The 22,127-nt window shown below is 39.7% G+C and carries 18 protein-coding genes; 10 read left to right on the forward strand and 8 right to left on the reverse strand.

What is annotated here, in order from left to right; translation table 11 throughout:
- The first annotated feature begins 69 nt into the window (after positions 1–69).
- Complete coding sequence (locus tag QZ620_RS00190) at positions 70–849, forward strand: amidohydrolase (RefSeq protein ID WP_295177817.1); 780 nt, start codon at positions 70–72, stop codon at positions 847–849.
- Here the strand turns inward: QZ620_RS00190 and QZ620_RS00195 are convergent.
- Positions 836–2,440 (reverse strand): Ig-like domain-containing protein, encoded by a 1,605-nt coding sequence (locus QZ620_RS00195; protein ID WP_295177819.1) that lies wholly within the window; start codon positions 2,438–2,440, stop codon positions 836–838. The genes QZ620_RS00190 and QZ620_RS00195 overlap by 14 nt on opposite strands.
- 57 nt (positions 2,441–2,497) lie before the next feature.
- A complete protein-coding gene (locus QZ620_RS00200) occupies positions 2,498–3,178 on the reverse strand; it encodes a ComF family protein (RefSeq protein WP_295177821.1) in 681 nt (226 codons plus the stop codon).
- Positions 3,179–3,240: 62 nt separating this feature from the next.
- Between QZ620_RS00200 and QZ620_RS00205 the strand changes: the two genes are divergently transcribed.
- The 6 genes from QZ620_RS00205 (at position 3,241) to QZ620_RS00230 (ending at position 11,705) form a co-directional block, all read left to right on the forward strand.
- Positions 3,241–4,122, forward strand: a complete 882-nt coding sequence (locus QZ620_RS00205; RefSeq protein ID WP_295177822.1) for a hypothetical protein — start codon at positions 3,241–3,243, stop codon at positions 4,120–4,122.
- A 66-nt stretch (positions 4,123–4,188) separates the two neighbouring features.
- Entirely contained in the window at positions 4,189–5,733 is a 1,545-nt protein-coding gene (locus tag QZ620_RS00210; RefSeq protein ID WP_295177824.1) for a glycine--tRNA ligase, read from the forward strand.
- A 120-nt stretch (positions 5,734–5,853) separates the two neighbouring features.
- Complete coding sequence (locus QZ620_RS00215; RefSeq protein ID WP_295177826.1) at positions 5,854–8,850, forward strand: T9SS type A sorting domain-containing protein; 2,997 nt, start codon at positions 5,854–5,856, stop codon at positions 8,848–8,850.
- An 81-nt stretch (positions 8,851–8,931) separates the two neighbouring features.
- Positions 8,932–9,696 carry an exodeoxyribonuclease III gene (locus tag QZ620_RS00220; protein ID WP_295177828.1) on the forward strand — a complete coding sequence of 255 codons (765 nt, stop codon included), beginning with the start codon at positions 8,932–8,934 and terminating at the stop codon, positions 9,694–9,696.
- A 7-nt stretch (positions 9,697–9,703) separates the two neighbouring features.
- Positions 9,704–10,666 (forward strand): OmpA family protein, encoded by a 963-nt coding sequence (locus tag QZ620_RS00225; protein ID WP_295177830.1) that lies wholly within the window; start codon positions 9,704–9,706, stop codon positions 10,664–10,666.
- A 4-nt stretch (positions 10,667–10,670) separates the two neighbouring features.
- A complete protein-coding gene (locus QZ620_RS00230; RefSeq protein WP_295177832.1) occupies positions 10,671–11,705 on the forward strand; it encodes an aldo/keto reductase in 1,035 nt (344 codons plus the stop codon).
- On the opposite strand, the gene QZ620_RS00235 is transcribed toward QZ620_RS00230, so the two are convergent.
- From QZ620_RS00235 to panC, 6 genes are read right to left on the reverse strand one after another with little or no spacing between them, the layout of a single operon-like run.
- Positions 11,702–12,835 (reverse strand): peptidoglycan DD-metalloendopeptidase family protein, encoded by a 1,134-nt coding sequence (locus QZ620_RS00235; RefSeq protein ID WP_295177834.1) that lies wholly within the window; start codon positions 12,833–12,835, stop codon positions 11,702–11,704. The two genes, QZ620_RS00230 and QZ620_RS00235, sit on opposite strands and share 4 nt — an antisense overlap.
- Positions 12,836–12,868: 33 nt before the next feature.
- Positions 12,869–14,233: a DNA repair protein RadA gene (gene radA / locus QZ620_RS00240; protein WP_295177836.1), complete on the reverse strand. Its 1,365-nt coding sequence runs from the start codon at positions 14,231–14,233 to the stop codon at positions 12,869–12,871.
- 18 nt (positions 14,234–14,251) lie between these two features.
- Complete coding sequence (locus QZ620_RS00245; RefSeq protein WP_295177838.1) at positions 14,252–15,397, reverse strand: alpha/beta hydrolase-fold protein; 1,146 nt, start codon at positions 15,395–15,397, stop codon at positions 14,252–14,254.
- A 35-nt stretch (positions 15,398–15,432) separates the two neighbouring features.
- On the reverse strand, positions 15,433–16,398 hold the full coding sequence (locus tag QZ620_RS00250; RefSeq protein ID WP_295177840.1) for a lysylphosphatidylglycerol synthase transmembrane domain-containing protein: 966 nt from the start codon (positions 16,396–16,398) through the stop codon (positions 15,433–15,435).
- 4 nt (positions 16,399–16,402) lie between these two features.
- Complete coding sequence (gene panD, locus QZ620_RS00255) at positions 16,403–16,753, reverse strand: aspartate 1-decarboxylase (RefSeq protein WP_295177887.1); 351 nt, start codon at positions 16,751–16,753, stop codon at positions 16,403–16,405.
- A 6-nt stretch (positions 16,754–16,759) separates the two neighbouring features.
- Entirely contained in the window at positions 16,760–17,611 is an 852-nt protein-coding gene (gene panC, locus QZ620_RS00260) for a pantoate--beta-alanine ligase (RefSeq protein ID WP_295177842.1), read from the reverse strand.
- 110 nt (positions 17,612–17,721) lie between these two features.
- Between panC and QZ620_RS00265 the strand changes: the two genes are divergently transcribed.
- Genes QZ620_RS00265 through glmS form a run of 3 tightly spaced genes read left to right on the forward strand, consistent with a single transcriptional unit; the run spans position 17,722 to position 21,974 of the window.
- A complete protein-coding gene (locus QZ620_RS00265; RefSeq protein ID WP_141879031.1) occupies positions 17,722–18,537 on the forward strand; it encodes a glycogen/starch synthase in 816 nt (271 codons plus the stop codon).
- Between the two features lie 48 nt (positions 18,538–18,585).
- A complete protein-coding gene (locus QZ620_RS00270) occupies positions 18,586–20,121 on the forward strand; it encodes a DUF4270 domain-containing protein (RefSeq protein ID WP_295177844.1) in 1,536 nt (511 codons plus the stop codon).
- Positions 20,122–20,126: 5 nt separating this feature from the next.
- The gene (gene glmS, locus QZ620_RS00275) at positions 20,127–21,974 is read left to right on the forward strand and encodes a glutamine--fructose-6-phosphate transaminase (isomerizing) (protein ID WP_295177846.1); all 1,848 of its coding nucleotides are present in this window, start codon (positions 20,127–20,129) and stop codon (positions 21,972–21,974) included.
- The last annotated feature ends 153 nt before the right edge of the window (positions 21,975–22,127 follow it).

Raw genomic sequence — 22,127 nt, forward strand, 5'->3', positions numbered from 1 at the left:
AAAGCGGGCGTTGCACAATGATTTAACACTGCTTTGGCACAGCTTTACACGAATTTTATATTTTTGAGTATGGATGATAAATTACAAGTAGCCATTATTCAGGCTGAGCTGGAATGGGAAAATTCTGATGCGAATCTGGAGATGTTTTCAGAAAAGATAGAAGCGATCAGCGATAAGACAGAACTTATTGTATTGCCGGAAATGTTTACGACAGGGTTCAGTATGAATGCTGAAAATCTTGCTGAAGAAACAAATGGAAAGACGCTCAACTGGATGATCCAAACGGCTAAACATAGAAATGCAGCAATTACCGGAAGTGTGATCATAAAAGATCAGGGTGAATATTATAACCGACTATTTTTCGTATTTCCTGATGGGAATTATGAGATTTATGATAAACGACACACCTTCACTCTGGCAAAGGAACATCTTACGTATACCGCTGGAAAAGACAGGTTGATCGTAGAATACAAAGGATGGAAGATTTGTCCGCTGGTATGTTATGACCTTAGATTCCCGGTGTGGGCCAGAAATACCGATGATTATGACCTATTGATCTATGTAGCAAACTGGCCTGAGAAGCGTGTAAACGCGTGGGATGCATTACTGAAAGCTCGTGCTATTGAAAATATGAGCTACTGCATTGGATTGAATAGAACCGGCGAGGATGGAGATGGCTATATTTACAACGGGCATTCTGCTGCTTACGATGTTTTGGGTAATACTATAACCGGCCTGAATAGACCTGAAGAATTCGTGGAGGAATTCGAACTATCCAAAAAGAAAATGCTGGAAACCCGTGAGAAATTGAAATTCCTTCAGGATCGTGATTCTTTTAGTCTAGACTAAATTTGTAAGGTTGATCCCAGTTAGCGCGCACTTCCAAAGTGTCTCTTAAATACTGAATTCTTTCCGGCTGAATCTTTTTCAGGTAATTGCCTGTATCCCACTTTTGGTTGGCATTGCTGTCAAAAATAACTCGCACCAGGATATCCCCGGGATTGAGATAATTGAAAGTAAAATTAGACCGGTCTTCGGAGTATTGCTCCGCTAAAATTTCACCTTTAATATTCGTTAACTGCACGATCACTGGAAATTGCTGAATATTCTGAAGATCTATGATAATAGTACCAAATGCCGAAAGATCTTTAGTGGTCATGTTTTTGTAAATGGTGTCATTCGTTTCTTCAAAAAGATCTGTGATCGCACCTGGATAGGCAGTGATATTATAATTATTTGAAGGCTTTTTCTCGAATTTCAGTCTCACTTCATTCAGCAATGGATCAAATTCAGCTTCAAAAGGAACATCAGTAGAATCCATATCCATGATTCTGATCTGGTCTGCAGCATATTCAACGATTGGCGTGTTAGCTTTTAACTTAAAATCTTTGATCAAATCGCCATTTTCGGTTGAAACCATCAATGAATCACGTTCCAGATTTCCCATTCTCGCGATTAAAGTATCCTGTGTCTCTGGAGAATTCACCGCAAACATGAGGGTGTCCAATCCCGGACTGGTATTATACCAGTAATACAAAGTGTCTTTTACAGGGTCCTTAATTATTCTCGAGCGATAACCTTCAGGCCTGGCGGATAGCAAATCGATTTTGATACTATCGGGATCTGCATATCCTTCGTAACCAAAAATGATCTGGTTCCCTTTAAAATGATTAGGCCTTTTAGGTTCGAATTCGAGCTGTTCCTTGAAAACTGTAAGCTCAAAGGTTTCTTCAGTAGGAATCGTAATATCACCTTCTACAAAACCAATTTTTTCCTTTTTAGGATTATACAGATAGTTATCATTACTATCCATAAGCGCGACCATCCTGTAGGTTCCTGCCTTAAGATTTTCAAGACTGAAATTAAAAGTGCTATCCTGGGAGTAGGTGATATACCTTGGAGTTTCCTTGAAAACTATGGAATCTGTGTAGGAAGTATCGGCTTCATAAAGCATTACAGAAATTACTTCTGAAGGTTCTTTCAACTTGGCGTCTTTAACAATTCCTGAAACTGCCAGTGAATCTATATAATCTCCTGTTGAAAATACATATTTGAAATAATCATAGGGATTCCCTTCATTATTGTCGACGATAGATTTTCCGAAGTTAATCGCATAGGTAGTATTTTCTTCCAAAGTATCCGTGATCTCTATCTTAATATCTTTTCTCGCTGTTCCCAAAGGCATGATGTTCGGCTTTGGGACCATGGGGGGAGAAATAATGATTTGCTGGGAAGGTTTGTCCAGCTTAATATATTCATCGAAGTAAATTCGTATTTCTTCTTTGTCGAAATTCGTAGTAAAGTTTTCAGGGTTTGCTCTTAAGAATTTTGGCGGATCTTCATCTACCGGTCCGCCCTCGGGCATTCCTTTCTTTGCACACTGTACTGTGGTGAACAGAAGTATCAAAACGAGAATAAAACCGGGTACTCTTTTCTTCATGAATGAAAGGGAATTCTTTTAGCAAAGAAACAATTATTTTGAATTACAACGCAATGCTTAGTGTGTAATTGCCATGGTGGCGATAGATATGCTGATATTTTCTATTTCAAGTAATTTATGAGCACAGGCTTCCAGAGTCGCTCCGGTCGTAACCAGATCATCAACCAGCAGCACATTCTTTCCCTTCAATTCATCGGGCTTCTGAAGTTCGAGCGTTTGTTCAATTTTGCCCCATCTGGAGATCCTGCCTTTCCTCGTTTGTGTTTGCATGGCGTTTACTTTTAATAGAAAATCAGATCTATATTGAGCATTCAGTTTTTTGGCGATTTCGATTCCGAATGCTTCTACCTGGTTGTAACCACGTTCTTTTAACCTGGATTTATGCAAAGGAACAGGAAGAACCAGGTCTATTTCTCTGTATTCATCGATCGCTGATAGCTCTTCTCCCAGCCATGCACCAAGATAATTTCCAATTTCCTGGTGTCCGCGATACTTCAGATCATGGATTAGCTGCTGTACCCCAGATTTTTTTCTGAAATGTAATAATGCGGTTGCTTTGTCTATCTTTACCCTGCCCTGGAAAATTTTTTTGACCGGATTGTCGTTATCTAAATGATATCTGGTAACCGGAAGATCATGCAGGCAACTGGTGCAAAGTATATGCTCATTTTTCACAAGTTCTGCCTGGCAAATGTGACAGGAAGCCGGATAAAGAAGATTGATGAAATCGTGAAACATTTGTTAATGGCTTGTACCAGACTTGGTTAAACGTATAAATTTACAAACTAAATTGATTCATAATGACAGAAAATAAAAGCAATACTGCATTAAAAGTTCTTACAGGTGTACTTGCCGTGGCGCTTATTGCCCTGAGTATTTACACCATCAAATTCTATAACGAAGAAAAGGAGAATAAAGAGATCCTTCAGAAGGAAAAAACAGTTATAGAGGATGAATTGAACGAACTTATCATTAAATACGATGAGGCAATCGATGAGAATGAGGTGATGGATCAGGACCTGGTAAATGCGCGTGATCGAATTACCAGATTATTAGATTCAGTAAAAGATAATGAAGCGAATCTGGTTATGATCTCGAGATATAGAAGAGAGATCGGTAATTTAAAAGCTGAGAAAGACAGATTATTCCGCGTGGTAGATAGTTTAAGTGCGCAGAATCAACAATTGAGTACTTCTCTGGATAGTACAAGCGTTGCTTTGCAGGAAAGAACAAGATTTTCAGATTCTTTGCGTAATACGAACCAAAGTCTTTCCACAAAGGTGGACAAGGCGGCACGTCTTAAGATCACAGGTTTAAAAGGAGAAGGTGTCATCGTTAGGAATAGCGGAAAACTAGTTGAAAATGATAGAACGGGACGGATTGACCAGATTAGAACCTGTTTTACTCTAACGGCTAATGATCTTGCAGATACAGGAGAGAAAACTATGTATGTTCAGGTTTATAACCCTGAAAATGAACTCGTAGGTGACCAGATCGTGGTGCAACATGAAGGTGGAGCCATGGTTTATAGCGCATCTTCGAAAGTATTCTACGAAAAAGATGAACTGGATGTTTGTATTCTTTCTAATACAGATGAGGATAAACTACTGGAAGGAACTTATAAGGTCTATGTTTATAATGACGCTGTTCTTCTTGCGAATGGAAGTTTCAGCCTGAGATAGATTATTAAAATATAAAATACAGACCGCCTTGAAGCTTATTCAGGGCGGTTTTTTTATTTTTGTTCCATGGCAAAACAAGAAGACCTTTTTAAGAACGTGATTTCCCATTCGAAGGAGTATGGGTATATTTTTCAATCCAGTGAGATCTATGATGGCCTGAGTGCTGTATATGACTATGGCCAGAATGGAGCTGAGCTGAAGAAAAACATTAAGGAATACTGGTGGAGAAGTATGACGCAGTTACACCAGAATATTGTTGGGATAGATGCTTCAATCTTAATGCATCCCACCACCTGGAAGGCTTCTGGCCACGTCGATGCCTTTAATGATCCTCTTATTGACAATAAAGATTCTAAAAAGAGATATCGCGCAGATGTTCTGGTAGAGGATTATGCTGAAAAGCTACTTCAGAAGGCAGAAAAGGAAATAGCAAAAGCGAAGAAAAGGTTTGGTGAAGATTTCGATGAAGAAATGTACAGGCAGACTAATCCAAGAGTGCAAAGATATCTTAGTGATCGCAAAGAGATCCTTGAAAGACTGGCTCGCTCGCTTACCAATGAAGATCTTGCTGATGTCAAAAAGTTGATAGAAGAACTTGAAATCGCAGATCCCGATACAGGTTCTAAGAACTGGACTGAAGTTAGACAGTTCAACCTCATGTTTGGAACAAAACTGGGAGCTTCAGCCGATTCTGCTACAGATTTATACCTGAGACCTGAAACTGCTCAGGGTATCTTTGTAAACTTTCTGAATGTTCAGAAAACAGGGAGAATGAAAATTCCTTTCGGGATAGCACAGATCGGTAAAGCCTTCAGAAATGAAATTGTAGCCAGACAGTTCATCTTCAGAATGAGAGAGTTTGAACAAATGGAAATGCAATTTTTTGTACGACCAGGTGAAGAACTTGAATGGTACGAGAAATGGAAAGAAATAAGATTGAACTGGCATAGATCACTAGGTCTGGGTGAAGAGAATTATAGATTCCATGACCATGAAAAATTAGCACATTACGCTAACGCAGCTGCAGATATAGAATTTGATTTCCCATTTGGATTTAAGGAACTTGAAGGAATTCATTCAAGAACAGATTTTGACCTTAAAGCTCACGAAGAACACTCTGGTAAAAAGCTGAGGTTCTACGATCCTGAGCTCAAAGAGAATTATGTGCCTTACGTGATTGAAACCTCGATAGGTCTTGATCGTATGTTCCTGGCAGTTCTATCATCTTCGTTAAAAGAAGAACAATTGGAAGACGGGAATACTCGTACAGTATTAAAACTTCCTGCGGTACTGGCTCCAACAAAAGCAGCAGTATTGCCACTGGTCAAGAAAGACGGCTTGCCGGAACTCGCCCATAAGATCATTGATGAACTACAATGGGATTTCAGAGTGCAGTATGATGAGAAAGATGCAATAGGACGTAGATATAGAAGACAGGATGCTGCCGGAACTCCGCTTTGTATTACGGTAGATCATGACTCTCTGGAAGATGATTCAGTAACTGTAAGATTCCGAGATACCATGGAACAGAAAAGAGTAAAAATCTCTGAACTCGATGCATTGATAAGAAAAGAAACCGACTTTAAAACCTGGATGAAAGATTTCGTTTAGAAATATTCATTTCTGGTATAGTCCCGATATAAAGGCAATTAAGCGATTAATTGCCTTTTTTATATTGATTAAATTTGATAATGTCTATTTTTAGTCATTATTGAAGTTGATGCATTCGCGATGAAAAAATATATACTATTACTTCCTCTTTTATTTCTTTTTCAGCTGAACGTTTTTTCCCAGCAGAAAGAAAGAATGGGACCTGCATTCATAGATTCTGCCAGCGTAATTAAATCGGGAGCACTTTCAAAAAAACGATTGATTCCTTCTACCAAAAAGCAAAAGCTTTATAATCCGAGAAACAGGGGGATCAACAAGATCGTTCCAGGAAAAGGCCTGCCAAAAAGAGATGATCCTACTGTTCAAAAGAAAAAAGGTGATATCCCGGCGAAAGCGCCAATATTTACTTTTGATGGAGCAGATACGAGATCAACTCCCTCAGATCCTACCGGTGCCGTAGGCCGAAATCATTACGTGAATGCATGGAATTCTGAATTTGCGATCTGGGATAAGCAGGGAAATGTTTTAATTCCTGGTTCTTCGCTCGCTAGTATCGGTGGAGCTTTCAATGATGAAACCGATGGGGATCCTATCGTTTTCTACGATGAGTCGGCAGATAGGTTCGTGGTAATGCAATTTAGCGATGACCTTGCACCAAGAGGTACGAGTAATTCTCCGGCAGCACTGCTTTTTGCAGTTTCTCAGGGTCCCGACCCCGTAAATAGTGGATGGTATACCTATAGATTTGACCTGGAATCACTGCCAGATTACCCGAAAATTTCACTTTGGAGCGATGGTTATTATATCACTACCAACAAGGATGCTTTAGAACCACAGGGTAAAGAAATAGTTTATGTACTGGAGCGTGATAAAATGCTGGCTGGTGCAAATGATGTTAGAATACTGGGCTTTCCTTTACCGGGAATTCAGAATAACGGTTTCTACAGTCCGGCAGGTTTTAGTGTGATGGGATCAGATCTTCCGCCTGCGGGAGATGCACCAATAATTTATTTACAGGACGATCAATGGGCCGGGGTAAATGAAGATCATTTAAAGATCTGGCTTATGGATGTAAACTGGGAGGACCTTTCTTCTTCCAGCATAAGGTTAAGTCAGGAACTTACTGATGGTGTTTCACCATTTATAGCGACTTTTGATGGTGGTAGCTTTAAGAATCTTGCTCAGCCGGGAAGTGATACAGATATTGATGCCCTGCAAGGTGCCATGATGTATATGACGCAGTATCGCAGGTTCGAAGACCACAATTCGGTCGTAATGAACTTTGTGGTAGATGTGGATGCTAGTCCTGCGGAACATGCAGGCATTCGCTGGTATGAACTAAGACAGGCGAACGATGGCGCAGCCTGGAGCGTTTACCAGGAAGGTACTTACGCCCCGGATCCGAGTGATAGATTTAGCGGAAGCATAGGGATAGATGCCCGGGGAAATATAGCTCTTGGTTTTACAATTCTGGATGATAATCCTGTGGATCCAATTTTCCCATCCATTCGTTATACCGGGCGATATGTGAACGACGCATTGGGAGTCATGAGCATCGAAGAGCAGAGCATTGTGGAGGGATTGAGTCCGCAGCCCAGTCCTTTTGGTCGCTATGGAGACTATGCGCATCTAAGCATAGACCCGGTAGATGACCTTACCTTCTGGCATAATGCGGAATATTTTGAAGGAACAAGACGTCTTAATAAAGTGGGAGTTTTTAGATTTTCTGCAACAGAACTCAACGATATTGGAGTGATTAGCCTGGAAAGTCCCGAAGATGCAAGTTTAACCGCTTCAGAACAAATTAGCATCAGACTTAGAAACTTCGGACTTAATCCTCAATCTAATTTTGAGATCAGCTATACCATAAATGGTGGTGAAACGGTAACTCAGACCTATACTGAAACCATTCCTGCGGAAAGTGTTGCTGAATTTAATTTTTCTGAACTCGCAGATCTTTCCGAAGTAGGCCAGATCTATACACTGGTGATCTCTACCAGTCTTGAGGGCGATGTCAATCCTGGAAACGATAGTATTGAAGCTGAGGTAAAGAATTTACCACCTAATGATGTTGGAGTTACTTCCATCGACGCGCCGGAATCTGGAGAGAACCTGAGTGCTTCTGAGCAGGTGACGGTCACGATCGAAAACTTTGGTGGAGAGCCACAAAGCAATATCCCGGTTTCTTATCAGGTTGGAAATAATGCTACCGTTTCTGAAGTTTTTAATGGTACCCTTGAAGTAGGAGGTCTTGAAGTTTATACTTTTAATCAGACTTCTAATTTTTCAAGTTCCGGGCGATATACGATTACGGCCAGAACCAGGCTGGCAAACGACTTTGATCCATCGAACGATTCAGAAAGAACGTCGGTTGCTAATTTAGATTGTATTCCTGAAGGTTCAGATTGCTCTCAGGGAGATGGCATATTTTATTTCGAGATCAATGATTTTGTAAATGAAAGGATTCCATGTACTACAGGATATCTTGATTTTATTGGAGGTACTACGAATCTTGATCGATCAATCAACGATTACAGCGTAACTGTTCAAACCAATTTTGCAGATGATGATGTTGAGAAGTTTTCCATGTGGATCGATCTAAACGATAACGCGGTTTTTGAAGATTCTGAAAGACTGATCACTTCAGAAGTGATTCCGGAAATCAATACACCTTTTACCTATAATTTCAGTTTACCTGAAAATGCTACATTGGGACAACACTTACTTAGAATAAGAGCTGGTGATACCAGTTTTGATGGAGATCTAAATGATCCATGTTCAGTAATAGCCTATGGAACAACACATGATTATTCAGTAAATATCATTGACAGTACTTTAGATATTGAAGACTTCATCCTGAATGAAGCTGAATTGATCGTGGTTTCAGATCCAACAGTAGAAGGACTTTACAGGGTAGTAATGGAAACAAGCTTTAATGAACCTCTACGCCTCACTGTTCATGATATTAGCGGCCAATTGCTCCTGGAAAACCTGATCCTTAATGAAGGAGATGGTTATGTCTACGATCTGGATATGTCATACGCTGCGAGGGGAGTTTACCTGGTTCGCGTAGGTACCCGAAAAGTTGGAAAAGTAAAACGCTTTATCGTAAAATAACGATCATTTTAAATAAATCATAACGCTATCCGGGACGACGAAAAGTTCAGATAGCGTTATTTTTGCGCAAATTCGACTCCTATGACTATAATATCATATAATGTAAACGGCATCAGGGCTGCCATCAGGAAAGGTTTTCTTGACTGGTTGCAACAGGCAAATCCAGATGTAGTTCTTATTCAGGAAATAAAAGCTACTCCAGAACAACTTGATCTGGAAGTCTTCGAAAAAGCTGGCTATCCATATCAATACTGGTATCCGGCAACTAAGAAAGGATATAGTGGCGTGGCAATTTTGAGTAAAACTAAACCAGATCATGTAGAATATGGCACCGGGATCGATTATATGGATTATGAAGGGCGTGTGATTCGAGCAGATTTTGGAGAACTTTCAGTCATGAGTCTTTATCTGCCATCGGGTACCAATACCGCAAGGCTCGATTTTAAGTTCAAATTCATGGAAGACTTCCAGTATTATATAGATGAACTTAAAAATTCCAGACCTAATTTGATCATTGGAGGGGATTATAACATTTGTCACGAAGCCATCGATATTCATGATCCTGTGCGGTTGAAAAACACTTCCGGATTTCTTCCTGAAGAACGACAATGGATCGACAGGTTGATGCAAAGTGGCTTTATAGATAGCTTCCGTCATTTTAATGAGGAACCAGATCAATATTCCTGGTGGAGTTACAGAGCCAATGCACGAAATAATAATAAAGGATGGAGAATCGATTATAACCTGGTAGCAGCACCCTTGAAAGATCGCCTGAAAAGAGCAGTTATTCTGCCTGAAGCATACCATAGCGACCATTGTCCCGTTTTAGTAGAAATCGAAAAATAAAGAAATTATGAAACTTAGAATCCTTACAATATCAACACTTCTGGCATTGGGAACTTCCTGTGTCTCATCGAAAAAATACAATGATCTGGAAGGTAGAAATGCAGACCTTCAGCGTGAGAACAGAAGCATGAATGAAGACCTCAATTCCTTCCGAAGTAATTCGGAAAAGCTTGGGAATGATCTTGCCAGCTTGCAAAAGGAGTACGATGCTGCAACGACAGAGCGAAATGATCTCATGCAGAAATATGCTACGTTGCAGAAGAACTATTCCAGCCTGGAAGAATCTTATGATGCCCTTGAGCAAAACAGTTCAGCAGCGATACTGGAGAATTCCCGTCAAAACAGGGAGCTATTGGCGCAATTAGACGAAAAGGAAGCTGACCTGCTTACTGAAAAGAACCGACTGGAAAAACTTCAAAAAGACCTTAGTCTCCGTTCGCAAAGAATCGATGAACTGGAGTCTGTGATTGCAGCTAAAGACGCTAAGATGAACGCTCTTAAGAATGCTGTTTCCAATGCGCTTACAAATTTTGAAGGTAAAGGATTAAGCGTTGAGCAAAAAGATGGGAAAGTATATGTTTCCATGGAAAACAAATTGCTGTTCGATTCCGGTAGCTGGGCAGTAAATCAGGAAGGAAGAAAAGCTGTAAAACAGCTGGGGAGCGTACTTGCGCAAAATCCCGATATCGCAGTTCTAATTGAAGGACATACAGATAATGTGCCTTATGGTGGAAGCGGACAGTTAAAAGACAACTGGGATCTTTCTACCAAAAGAGCGACGTCTATAGTGCAGATCTTACGCGAAAACAACCAGATTGACCCTCAAAATCTTACCGCTGCTGGTAGAGGTGAATATGCACCAATCGCCAAAAATGATTCTGAAGCTGGAAAAGCCAAAAACCGTAGAATTGAAGTGATTCTTACTCCAAAACTGGATGAAATCACTCGTGTTTTGAATGAAATTGAGTAAATAGATGAAATATAGCAATCTATCGAATACCAGTATAAAAGTTAGTAAGATCTGTCTAGGTTCCATGACCTGGGGTGAGCAGAATACAGAGGCTGAAGGTCACGAGCAGATAAATTACGCCCTGGATAAAGGTGTGAACTTTATAGATACTGCTGAAATGTATTCGACCCCAACGAAGGCAGAAACTCAGGGAAGTACAGAAAAAGTGATTGGATCCTGGTTAAAGAAAACCGGAAGAAGAGACGATGTGGTGATCGCCAGTAAAGTAGCTGGTCCCGGAGATATGGTTTCGCATATTCGCGAAAATCTTGGGTTTCACAAGGAAGCTATCCAGGATGCATTACATAACTCTTTAAAGAGATTACAAACAGATCATATCGATCTTTACCAATTGCACTGGCCGGAACGTAATACCAATTTCTTCGGAAAACTGGATTATAAGCATGATGAATCTGAAGAATGGGAAGAAAACTTTCAGGAGATCCTGGAATCTTTGCAGGAGTTTGTTCAACAGGGAAAAATTGGTCATATAGGTTTGAGTAATGAAACTCCCTACGGACTCATGAAATTCCTTCAGGCAGCGGGAGATAAACTGCCTAGAGTAGTGACCGTTCAAAACCCATACAGTCTGTTGAATCGAAAGGATGAAGTTGGATTGACAGAAATACTTCATCGGGAGAATGTAGGCTTATTTCCGTACTCACCGCTCGGAATGGGAACGCTTAGTGGAAAGCATTTAAATGGTATTCAAAAGAATTCCCGTTTGGATCTGTTTCCGCAGTATAAGAGATATTCAAATGATCTGGCAGTCGAGGCAACCAGGAAATACAAAGATCTAGCAGATAAGCATGAGCTTAGTTTAACCCATCTGGCATTGGCTTTCGTGAACCAGCAGGAATTCGTGACCAGCAATATTATTGGAGCTACCACCATGGAGCAATTAAAGGAAAATATCGAGAGTATTGATATCGTTCTTAGCGATGAAATCCTGAAAGAGATCGATGAGATCCATCATCTAATCCCAAATCCTGCACCCTAAATATTTGGGCTTACCAGGCTTTCATGTACATACATAGAACGGTCGAGGCTATCACGAACATGGTACCAGTCGGCCGTTTTTCCCTGCACAAACAACAATTCACCATTTCTGGCAGTTTTCATTATTTTAGAATTACTGGCAGCTGCTTTATTCCGCAGGTTTGCTTTCGTTGAAATTACTCTAAGTTGCTGCGCTATTTCATTTTCCTGCGGAATAGCACTTTCCAGGGTTTCAGTTTTATAAACAAATCCCAGCGGATCGATTGCTCCGGTGTTCCTGCGATATATTCCGAAGTGTAAATGCGGAGGTGTTGTTTTAGCGTTTCCAGTGTTGCCAACAAATCCAAGGGTATCACCGGTTTTGACCGAATTTAAATTTGGAACTATACTATCCAGGTGAGCGTAATAAATAGATTGAGACCGTTTTGAATCACGCAGCCAGACTTGCTTTCCGCCAAGGCCTTTCTCTCCGGAATAACCTATCCTTCCAGAAGTCGTTGCAATCACCGGTGTTCCCCGATCTGCAAAAATATCTATACCCTCATGATCCCGGCTACCACCGTCCCGTATGTCTCCCCAGTAACTCCCAATATCTGCATTGTTCCTGCCAGAAACCGGAAATTCATAGGCAGGTTGAATAGAAAGTTGAACGGTAAATGCCGTATGAGCTTCAATTTCTGGCTGAAAGATCACTTTATAGAGTCCGTTTTCTTCCACTTCGTAAGAAACAGAACCTTCAGATTTAGGTTTTAGAACCTGTTCAAATTTCTTAGTTTGTTTGTTACGACGGTAGATTTCAGTAAAAATAAGGGTAGAGGAGGTGTCGGTTTTAAAATTGGTGTTCAGGATTTCTCCAGGTTTAAGATAAGCCTGGTAAGAGTAAACAGCGAAGCTTTTCGGTTTTAATTTTCCAGCTTCGGTATACGGCATTTCAACTTCGATACTATCATTTAAAGCTTTCTGGATTCTTGATTCCCAAAGGCTGAATAGTTCATCAGAAATATTCTGTTCGCGCTGATACTTCTCTTTTTCAGAAAGACCTGAAATAAGATCTTCAGCTTTTTCCAGCTGAGAACAGCCAGAAATAAGCAATAAAATAAGAATATACCAAAGGTTGCATATTTGCTTCATATCGAGCTAAATATACGCAGCAATTGTGCCAGTCTATTCAAAAAGATGACTTACAACATCTTCAATTTTGGAAACTTTAACGATCCTGATATGATATTCAGATTTGGGGAATTTATTTTGCCTGGAAACCATAATGCTGGCAAAACCAAGTTTTTCAGCCTCAAGAATTCTTTGCTCGACCCTTGTCACAGGTCTCACCTCACCGGCAAGGCCAATTTCAGCAGCAAAACAGATATCTTTTGGAAGTGCAATATCTTCGTTTGAAGACAGAATTGCAGCAACAACTGCGAGATCTATCGCCGGGTCATCCACACTAATACCGCCGGTGACATTTAAGAACACATCTTTCGCTCCCAGCCTGAAGCCAGCTCTTTTCTCCAGAACTGCCAGCAGCATATTCAATCTTTTAGCATTATAACCCGTGGTAGAGCGTTGTGGAGTCCCATATACAGCGGTACTTACCAAAGCCTGAATTTCGATCATTAGCGGTCGCATTCCTTCCAGTGTAGAAGCGATGGCTGTTCCACTTAGATCTTCATCATTCTTGGAAATAAGTATTTCTGAAGGGTTATTGACTTCCCGTAGTCCGCTGCCCTGCATCTCGTAAATGCCGAGTTCATGAGTGCTTCCGAAGCGGTTTTTATGCGCTCTAAGGATCCTGTATACATGATTTCGATCTCCTTCAAACTGCAAAACAGTATCTACCATATGCTCCAGAACCTTCGGGCCAGCAATACTTCCTTCCTTCGTGATATGTCCAATCAAAATGACCGGAGTGTTGCTCTCCTTAGCAAATTTTATTAGCTCTGCGGTGCATTCCCTTATCTGCGAAATACTTCCCGGTGCGCTTTCAATATAGTCACTATGTAAGGTCTGGATCGAATCGATAATAACTACTTCAGGCTCGATCTCTTCTACCTGACGGAAGATATTCTGAGTTTTAGTTTCGGTAAGGATAAAACAATTGGCAGGATTAGGATCGATACGTTCAGCACGCATCTTGATTTGCTGCTGACTTTCTTCTCCGGAAACGTATAAAACCTTGTATTTTAATTGCAGACTTATCTGAAGTAGTAGCGTACTTTTTCCAATTCCCGGTTCACCACCAAGCAAAGTAAGCGATCCCGGAACGAGCCCACCTCCAAGCACACGATTTAGTTCATTATTACCAGTGTTAAGGCGATCATGTGGGGTGGTTTCAATATCTGCGATGAGTAAAGGTTTGGCTAGTTTTTTAGCTTCCTTGCTGGCACTCGTTTTCCAGTCCTTTTTTTCAGGTTTTGCAACAAGCTCTTCTACTATCGTATTCCAATCGCCGCAACTGTTGCATTTCCCCTGCCATTTTGCGTATTGTGCACCACATTTCTGACAATAGAATGTTGTCTTTACCTTCGCCATTTCCTAAATTATATTCTGCTAATAACCGAAATCTTTTTTGATTGCATCTGCCTTCTCCAGCATATAATCTGCATCCAGAAAAGCGATACTTTTTTGTCCGTAGGCATTTTGATACATACGCATTGCCTTTTTAGGATTACCGGTTTCTTCTTCATGTCTAGCTTCGAAGAATGTTCCTAACATGGTTCCCGGATAATGATCAAATGCAAGTTTGTAAAGACCCTTATAGGCTTCCCAGTTACGTGTCTTTTCTATGGCATTATGAATAGCCATAAAATCATTAATGCTTATTTGTCTTTTAAGACCATAAAGCTCTTCTATAGATTCATATTTCTCGGTCAGATATTGGGTAGGAGAAATAGAAGTTTGCAGAAGGATTTCATTATAATCTTTGGTTGATATAGGGCGGTAGATCTCAAACATGCTTGAGATTGCCGAAGGTATGGCCTTGCCAACCAGTGAGTAATGAGATTCCCCGGTAAATTCTTCAAATTTATAAGAAACCAACTTGTTGTTGATATTTTTGAGTTGATTATCGAAAGTTGCAATGCCAGATTTTAGTGCAGGTATATCCTCGTTAGATGTAGCCAGATAGAACCATTTTTTGGATTCTGAAGATTCTAATGCATCCGTAACCCAGTTCGCTACTTCTGGAGCCAGATCAGGACTAAGATTAATATAACCTTTGAAAATGGGCTCTTGTTTAAGGAGATAATAATTGATAAAATTGGCGGTGAAATCATGTCCCACGATCATACGGAAATTTGAAGTTCTGTATTTTTGATCGAGACTGGCGAGTAATTCCATACCTATAAATTCAAAAAACTTAGCGCCTTTATCTGCAGGAAGAGAATTTTCTCCATAGGAAGTATCTTCCATACGAATTCCATCCTGGTTGATTCCAACAACGATCATTTCAGGAACGTCTTTCCAGTATGAATAATAATCTACCATACCAGCTACGGGTTCAAACAGGTAGTCTCCATCCAGAACGACCACAACCGGGTATCTTTTTTCTGAATTCTGTTCGTAATTTCTGGGAAGTTGGATTTTGATTTCTCTTTTCTCTCCTAACTTTTGAGAATTGACGGTCTCATGCAGGATCTGAGACCAGCTTACTATAGGCAGAATGAGTGCCAATAGCATGGTTGATAAACGGTTCATAGGTGTAGTATTGATTCGGACAGGAAAGGTAAGTATTATTTCCTGTTATTAAAAAGCGGTAACAGGATAAATGATAGTCCGCCAAATAACAGAACCACAGCGGTTTGAGTTGCCCAGGAGATCCAGCCAAGCGCTTCAGCAGCATGTGATTCGATACCAAAGAACATCAGGATTCCGCCTACGGCTAGTGGATAAACGCCTATGCCGCCATTAGTCGCTGATACGGCAAAACTTCCCACAACGAAGGCAGCCAGAATGGTGCCTGGCGTAGCATCTGCAGTCTCAGGAACGCTTAGTTTTATCACGAAGAACATGCATAGATACATTGACCAGATGAAGATGGTATGTGCTATAAAAGCCCATTTCTGGCGCATGTTCAGGATACTTCGCATCCCTTCCAGCAGTCCTTTTGCGAGTTTTTTTATTTTTTTAAAAGGTCCCCAGTTCGATCTTTTAATAACTGTAAGGCCTAAAACCCCGAGTCCTACCAATCCTAGAAAAATGAGTAGGGTGTTCATGGGTTTAATATTCTGGTCATGCAGGTAGCCCAGAAGATCGTCGGTTTGTAAAATAAGCGCAACGCCAATAATGAGCATTAAAATAAGTAGATCAGCAACTCTTTCAGAAATAATGGTTCCGAAACCTTTTTCAAAAGGAACCTTTTCATAAGTAGTTAGCGTGGCAGCACGCAAAACTTCACCAGATCTTGGAATTCCGAAATTGGCAAGATAGGCGACCATAACCGACATGAATCGGTTTGGAAGCCGGGTGGTATAACCCATTGGCTCCAGCATAAACTTCCAGCGATAAGCCCTGGAAAGATGTGAAAGCGTTCCAAGAACAAAAGATACTGCAATCCAGAGTTTGTTGGCATCAACAATACTTTTCCACAGGCTTGAACGTTCTTGAGCAGTAGAACTCTGTAATGAGTACCATACCAAAAAAATCCCCAGAAATAAGGGGATACCAATCTTTAAAAACTTTTTGAATTTTTTGCTCAATGACTTATTTCAAAAGATTGGTTTCTTCATCAGGAAATACCAATGAGGGCTTGAAGTTTTTAGCTTCTTCCATTTCCATAATTCCGTAGGCGATAATGATAAGAATATCTCCTTTAGCCACTTTTCTGGCTGCAGCTCCATTAAGCGTGATCTCTCCTGAATTTCTAGGACCTGGAATTACATAAGTTTCAAGACGTTCACCGTTGTTATTATTAACGATTTGTACTTTTTCACCTTCAATAATATTCGCCGCTTCCATTAGATCTTCATCGATAGTGATACTACCAATATAATTTAGATCTGCACCGGTTACTTTAACTCTGTGAATTTTGGATTTTACTAAGTGAATCTGCATCATGAATTAATTATTCAGAGCGATGTTATCGATGAGACGAATATCGTCTGCATATACTGCGATGAACGCCCTGTATTGTTTTTCTTTTTCTTTGGTTTTAATTTTTTGAAGACTATTAGCTTCAGCAATCATAAAATATTCCAGTTCCAGAACATCCTGATCTAGAAATGCCGCCTCAACCCAGTCTGTCACTTCTTTAGCACTTTTTGTGCCAAATAGCTCGCTGGCAGTTTGTAGCGTTTTATAAATAAAAGCTGCTTTCTGCCTGTTTACATCACTTAGACGTTCATTTCGTGACGACCTTGCAAGTCCGCTATCCTCTCTTAATATTGGACAGCCAATGATTTCTACCGGTAATTTTGTGAGATCTGTAAGTTTGCGTATAATCTGCAATTGCTGGAAATCCTTTTCACCGAAAAAAGCCTTGTCAGGTTCAGTGGCTTCGAACAATTTTTTCACCACGGTACCAACACCATTAAAGTGTCCATTTCTAAATTTTCCTTCCATGACGGTCTCCAAACCACCAAAGTCAAATTGTTGGGAAACGATCTTACCATCATAAAGTTCAGTCGCATTAGGACTAAAAATCCACAAATCTTCGAATTTTGTCTTTAATAGTGCGATATCCTGTTCGAGATTTCTGGGGTATTTTTCCAGATCATCCGGATCGTCAAATTGAGTTGGATTTACAAATATGGATACAACAACCTGGTCTGTCTGTTGCGTGGCGAATTGAACCAGGGATAGATGACCTTCGTGTAAAGCACCCATGGTTGGCACCAGTCCGATGCTCTTTTCTTCAGATTTCTTCTCGCGAATAGCCTCAAGTAAACGTCCTTTCTCCCTAAAAACCTGCATTTTATTTTAAAATTAACAGCGTGCAAACTTAATATATCTGTGGCAATCTGCATAAAATTTTGTAATTTTGCGTGTTTTTTATTCGGAAACGTAACTAAAGCAAAGAATATATGAAAGATAAGAGAGTGTTATACGTCTCGTCTGAAGTTATACCGTACTTACCTGAAACCGATATCTCATCTACTTCCTTCGAAGCTGCAAAAATGGTTAATAACCTGGGCGGACAGATAAGGATCTTTATGCCAAGATTCGGAAATATCAATGAAAGAAGGCACCAATTACATGAAGTGATTCGATTATCCGGGATGAACCTGGTGATCAATGATCTTGATATGCCTCTAATCATTAAAGTGGCTTCCATTCCAAAGGAAAGAATGCAGGTTTACTTTATTGATAACGAAGATTATTTTAAAAGGAAAGCAACCTTAACAGATGAAGATGGAAATCTCTTTTCTGACAATGACGAAAGAGCAATTTTCTTTGCAAAAGGCGTGATCGAAACAGTGAAAAAGCTGAACTGGTCTCCAGATATCATTCATGTACATGGATGGTTATCTTCTCTTCTACCACTTTATTTAAGAAATTATTACGGGAATGAGCCGTTATTCCGTGACGCAAAAATTGTGACCTCTGTTTACAATCAAAGTTTCGATGGAACGTTAGATGAAGAACTACGTGAGAAAATTTTGTTTGATGGTTTTGAAAATGCTAACGTAAAACATCTAAAAACTCCAAACTTCGTAAATATTTTGAAGACGGCAGTAGATAATTCAGATGCTGTAGTAATGGGTGGTGATGATGTGCCTGAAGAGTTGCAGGATTACATTAAGAAGCTTAATAAACCGGTTCTTCCTTATACCGAAAAAGAAAATTTCTCTCATGCGTATCAGGAATTTTATGACACTAAAGTATTGTCAGAATCGTAAGAAAATTTTTAAATGAGATTAAATAATTTATACAGAATAACAGTCTTTATGGCTGTTATTTCCGCTTTTGTAGGGTGTGACGAAGACTTTTCAGAAATAGGTGGAGAGATCATAACAAATCCTTCCAATGTAGAAGTTCGGGAGTTCAATGTGAATGCCTACACTAAAAAGCTTAATTCAGTACAAACCAATAACTCGTCCAACTTATTTCTGGGCGTCACCAATCACGATCTTTACGGTAAATCTGTCGCTAGTATAGTTAGCGAGTTGAGATTATCTACATTAGATCCGGATTTTGGAGACAATGTAGAACTTGATAGTGTAGTTCTTAAAATCCCTTATTATTCTTCGGAAGCAGCCACTTCAGATGATGATGAGGTAACATATGAACTGGATTCTATTTATGGAAATGGGTCTTTTAAATTATCCATTTTCGAGACGGACTTTTTACTGAATGACCTCGATCCTGATGCTGGTTTCGAATCGGCTCAGAGATATTATTCAGATCAAAAGCAAGTATTCGAGCAGAATATTGTAGGGCCAGCGATCTATGAAGAAGAGAATTTCATTCCTTCGCCTTTAGCTTTCGATTCTTACGAAGTTGGGGAAGATGGAACCGATACTATCGCCAATACACCGTCTTTCAGGATAAAACTTCCTGTGGATTACTTCGAGACGAAGATCATTAATAAGGAAGGTTCTTCGGAATTATCCTCGAATACCGATTTCAGAAACTACTTCAGAAATTTATACATTAAAGCTGAAGAGAATGGAACTGAAGGATCACAAATATTCTTTAATCTGAATAATCAGGATGCAAAAATTACCTTGTATTACCGCAGTGATCGTGAGGTAGATGATGAAATTGAAGAAAATGTTCGTGGTAGTTATACCTTGAATTTTGCTTCTGGAAACAGAGTGAATCTATTGGAAGGAGCATATCCATCTAACGTTTTGCAGGAAATCCAGTCTCAATCTTCAGAAACCGGTGCTGAAAATCTTTATATTAAAGGACAGCAGGGAAGTATGGCTATTATTGAACTATTTCCAGATACATTGGTGCTTCAGGATCTAAGATCAGAAGATTTATTGATCAATGAAGCTACTCTGGAATTCTTTGTAAATCGTGATGTATATGAAGGTGAAAATCCAGAAAGACTATATTTGTATGATTTTACAAATAATGCTTTTCTTGGCGATTACGCGATAGATCTTACGCTAAATGCTGCAGATCCTTCAACTAGTTTGACGACTTTTTCAAGTCCGTTGCAGGTCGAAGAAGGAGAAGACGGTTATTATTATACTTTAAGAATCACTAACCATTTATCCAACATTCTGAATAATGATGGAGATAATGTAAAACTAGGACTTGTAGCAGTACCTAATATTAATACGGTAGTTTCAAGGTCAAGTCAGGGAGTAATTGCAGGTTCCTTAAATTCTGCAGTAAGAAATTCAGAAGAGCTTACCAGAATTCCTACGGGTTCTGTATTAACTCCGGAAGGAACCGTGTTGCACGGTAGCAATTCCTCAGATGAAAATAAGAGATTGAAATTGAGAATATATTATACCAACTATAATTAAGAAATATGTGTGGAATTGTTGGATACATAGGGCATAGAGAAGCTTACCCTATTGTTTTAAAAGGATTACAAAGACTGGAATATCGTGGGTACGATAGCGCCGGTATCGCTCTATACGATGGTGAGGAGCTGAAGATGTGTAAAACGAAAGGTAAAGTAGCCGATCTAAAGAATAAATTCGAGGAGGAAGTTACTACAAATGGAACTGTTGGAATTGGTCATACAAGATGGGCAACACACGGAGAGCCAAATGATGTAAACTCTCACCCTCACTATTCAAATTCTGGTGACCTTGTTATTATCCATAATGGGATCATTGAGAATTATGATTCTTTGAAGAAGGAATTGAAAAAACGTGGTTATACTTTTAAAAGTGATACCGATACTGAAGTATTGGTAAATCTTATAGAAGATGTGATTATAAATGAAAAGGTGAAATTAGGTAAAGCAGTTCAGATTGCTTTAAACCAAACTATAGGCGCTTATGCGATCGCTGTTTTCAACAAGACGAAGCCAGACGAAATTGTAGTAGCAAGACTGGGAAGTCCGTTGGCTATTGGAGTTGGTGAAGATGAATTCTTCGTAGCGTCAGATGCATCACCATTTCTGGAATTTACTAATAATGCGATCTACCTGGAAGACGGAGAGATGGCAGTAATTCGTAGAGACAAGGATGTGAAAGTGAGAAAGATTCATGATGATTCACTAGTAGATCCTTATGTGCAGGAACTGCAAATGAACCTGGAGCAGATCGAAAAAGGTGGATACGAGCACTTTATGCTTAAGGAAATTCATGAGCAGCCAAATGCAATTAGCGATACCTATAGAGGTAGAATGCTAGTAGATCAAGGCATCATTAGAATGGCAGGGGTAGACGATAATATGGAGCGTATCGCGAATGCAAAACGTATCATAATTGTTGCTTGTGGTACTTCATGGCATGCTGGACTTGTAGCTGAATATATATTTGAAGATATTGCCAGAATTCCTGTGGAAGTCGAATATGCTTCAGAATTTAGATATAGGAACCCGGTGATCTCAGAAAACGATGTGGTTATTTCCATATCGCAGAGTGGTGAGACTGCAGATACTATGGCGGCGATTAAGCTTGCTAAAGAAAAAGGAGCTTTCACGTTTGGAGTATGTAACGTTGTAGGATCTTCAATTTCAAGAGAAACTCATGCAGGAGCTTATACACATGCGGGACCAGAAATTGGTGTTGCTTCCACAAAAGCATTTACAACTCAAATAACAGTGCTTACATTAATGGCTCTTAAGCTTGGAAAGTTTAAAGGGACCATTTCTCATAGCGATTTCCAATTCCATTTACAGGAGTTAGAGCGAATTCCGGAGAAAGTTAAAGAGGCGCTTAAGTCTGATGAGCTTATCCAGGAAATTGCTGCTAAATATAAAGATGCTCCAAATTGCCTTTATTTAGGTAGAGGGTATAACTTCCCTGTAGCTCTTGAAGGAGCTTTGAAACTAAAAGAAATTTCTTACATCCACGCTGAAGGTTATCCTGCAGCAGAGATGAAGCATGGACCAATTGCTTTGATAGATGAGCAGATGCCAGTTGTAGTGATCGCTACTAAGAAAGGACATTACGAGAAAGTAGTGAGTAACATACAGGAGATCAAATCCAGAAAAGGAAAGATCATTGGTATCGTTACTAAAGGAGATGAAGAAGTTAGAGATCTTGCAGATTATGTAATCGAAGTTCCAGAAACGTTAGAATCACTTACTCCGTTGCTTACAACGATCCCATTACAGTTATTATCTTATCATATTGCAGTATTGCTTGGAAAAAATGTGGATCAACCGCGTAACCTTGCAAAGTCTGTTACTGTAGAATAGTAATAATTGGCATATTTGATAAAAAAGCCTCTTCGATCGAAGAGGCTTTTTCGTTTTTATAAGAATTTTAGCACGGTTCAACGTTGAAAATTCAGGCATTTTTAAATCATTAAAAACTTCTCTTTATTTCAATCTGTTTTTTCAGAGAAAAAT

Source organism: uncultured Christiangramia sp. (genome assembly GCF_913046405.1).
Taxonomy (GTDB): Bacteria; Bacteroidota; Bacteroidia; order Flavobacteriales; family Flavobacteriaceae; genus Christiangramia; species Christiangramia marina.

Coding starts and splice junctions, on each gene's coding strand:
- QZ620_RS00230 (WP_295177832.1), top strand. CDS start 10,671: ATGAAATATAGCAATCTATCGAATACCAGTATAAAAGTTAGTAAGATC.
- QZ620_RS00245 (WP_295177838.1), bottom strand. CDS start 15,397: ATGAACCGTTTATCAACCATGCTATTGGCACTCATTCTGCCTATAGTA.
- QZ620_RS00270 (WP_295177844.1), top strand. CDS start 18,586: ATGGCTGTTATTTCCGCTTTTGTAGGGTGTGACGAAGACTTTTCAGAA.
- QZ620_RS00190 (WP_295177817.1), top strand. CDS start 70: ATGGATGATAAATTACAAGTAGCCATTATTCAGGCTGAGCTGGAATGG.
- panC (WP_295177842.1), bottom strand. CDS start 17,611: ATGCAGGTTTTTAGGGAGAAAGGACGTTTACTTGAGGCTATTCGCGAG.
- glmS (WP_295177846.1), top strand. CDS start 20,127: ATGTGTGGAATTGTTGGATACATAGGGCATAGAGAAGCTTACCCTATT.
- QZ620_RS00210 (WP_295177824.1), top strand. CDS start 4,189: ATGGCAAAACAAGAAGACCTTTTTAAGAACGTGATTTCCCATTCGAAG.
- panD (WP_295177887.1), bottom strand. CDS start 16,753: ATGCAGATTCACTTAGTAAAATCCAAAATTCACAGAGTTAAAGTAACC.
- QZ620_RS00200 (WP_295177821.1), bottom strand. CDS start 3,178: ATGTTTCACGATTTCATCAATCTTCTTTATCCGGCTTCCTGTCACATT.
- QZ620_RS00215 (WP_295177826.1), top strand. CDS start 5,854: ATGAAAAAATATATACTATTACTTCCTCTTTTATTTCTTTTTCAGCTG.
- QZ620_RS00235 (WP_295177834.1), bottom strand. CDS start 12,835: ATGAAGCAAATATGCAACCTTTGGTATATTCTTATTTTATTGCTTATT.
- QZ620_RS00220 (WP_295177828.1), top strand. CDS start 8,932: ATGACTATAATATCATATAATGTAAACGGCATCAGGGCTGCCATCAGG.
- QZ620_RS00205 (WP_295177822.1), top strand. CDS start 3,241: ATGACAGAAAATAAAAGCAATACTGCATTAAAAGTTCTTACAGGTGTA.
- QZ620_RS00225 (WP_295177830.1), top strand. CDS start 9,704: ATGAAACTTAGAATCCTTACAATATCAACACTTCTGGCATTGGGAACT.
- QZ620_RS00195 (WP_295177819.1), bottom strand. CDS start 2,440: ATGAAGAAAAGAGTACCCGGTTTTATTCTCGTTTTGATACTTCTGTTC.
- radA (WP_295177836.1), bottom strand. CDS start 14,233: ATGGCGAAGGTAAAGACAACATTCTATTGTCAGAAATGTGGTGCACAA.
- QZ620_RS00265 (WP_141879031.1), top strand. CDS start 17,722: ATGAAAGATAAGAGAGTGTTATACGTCTCGTCTGAAGTTATACCGTAC.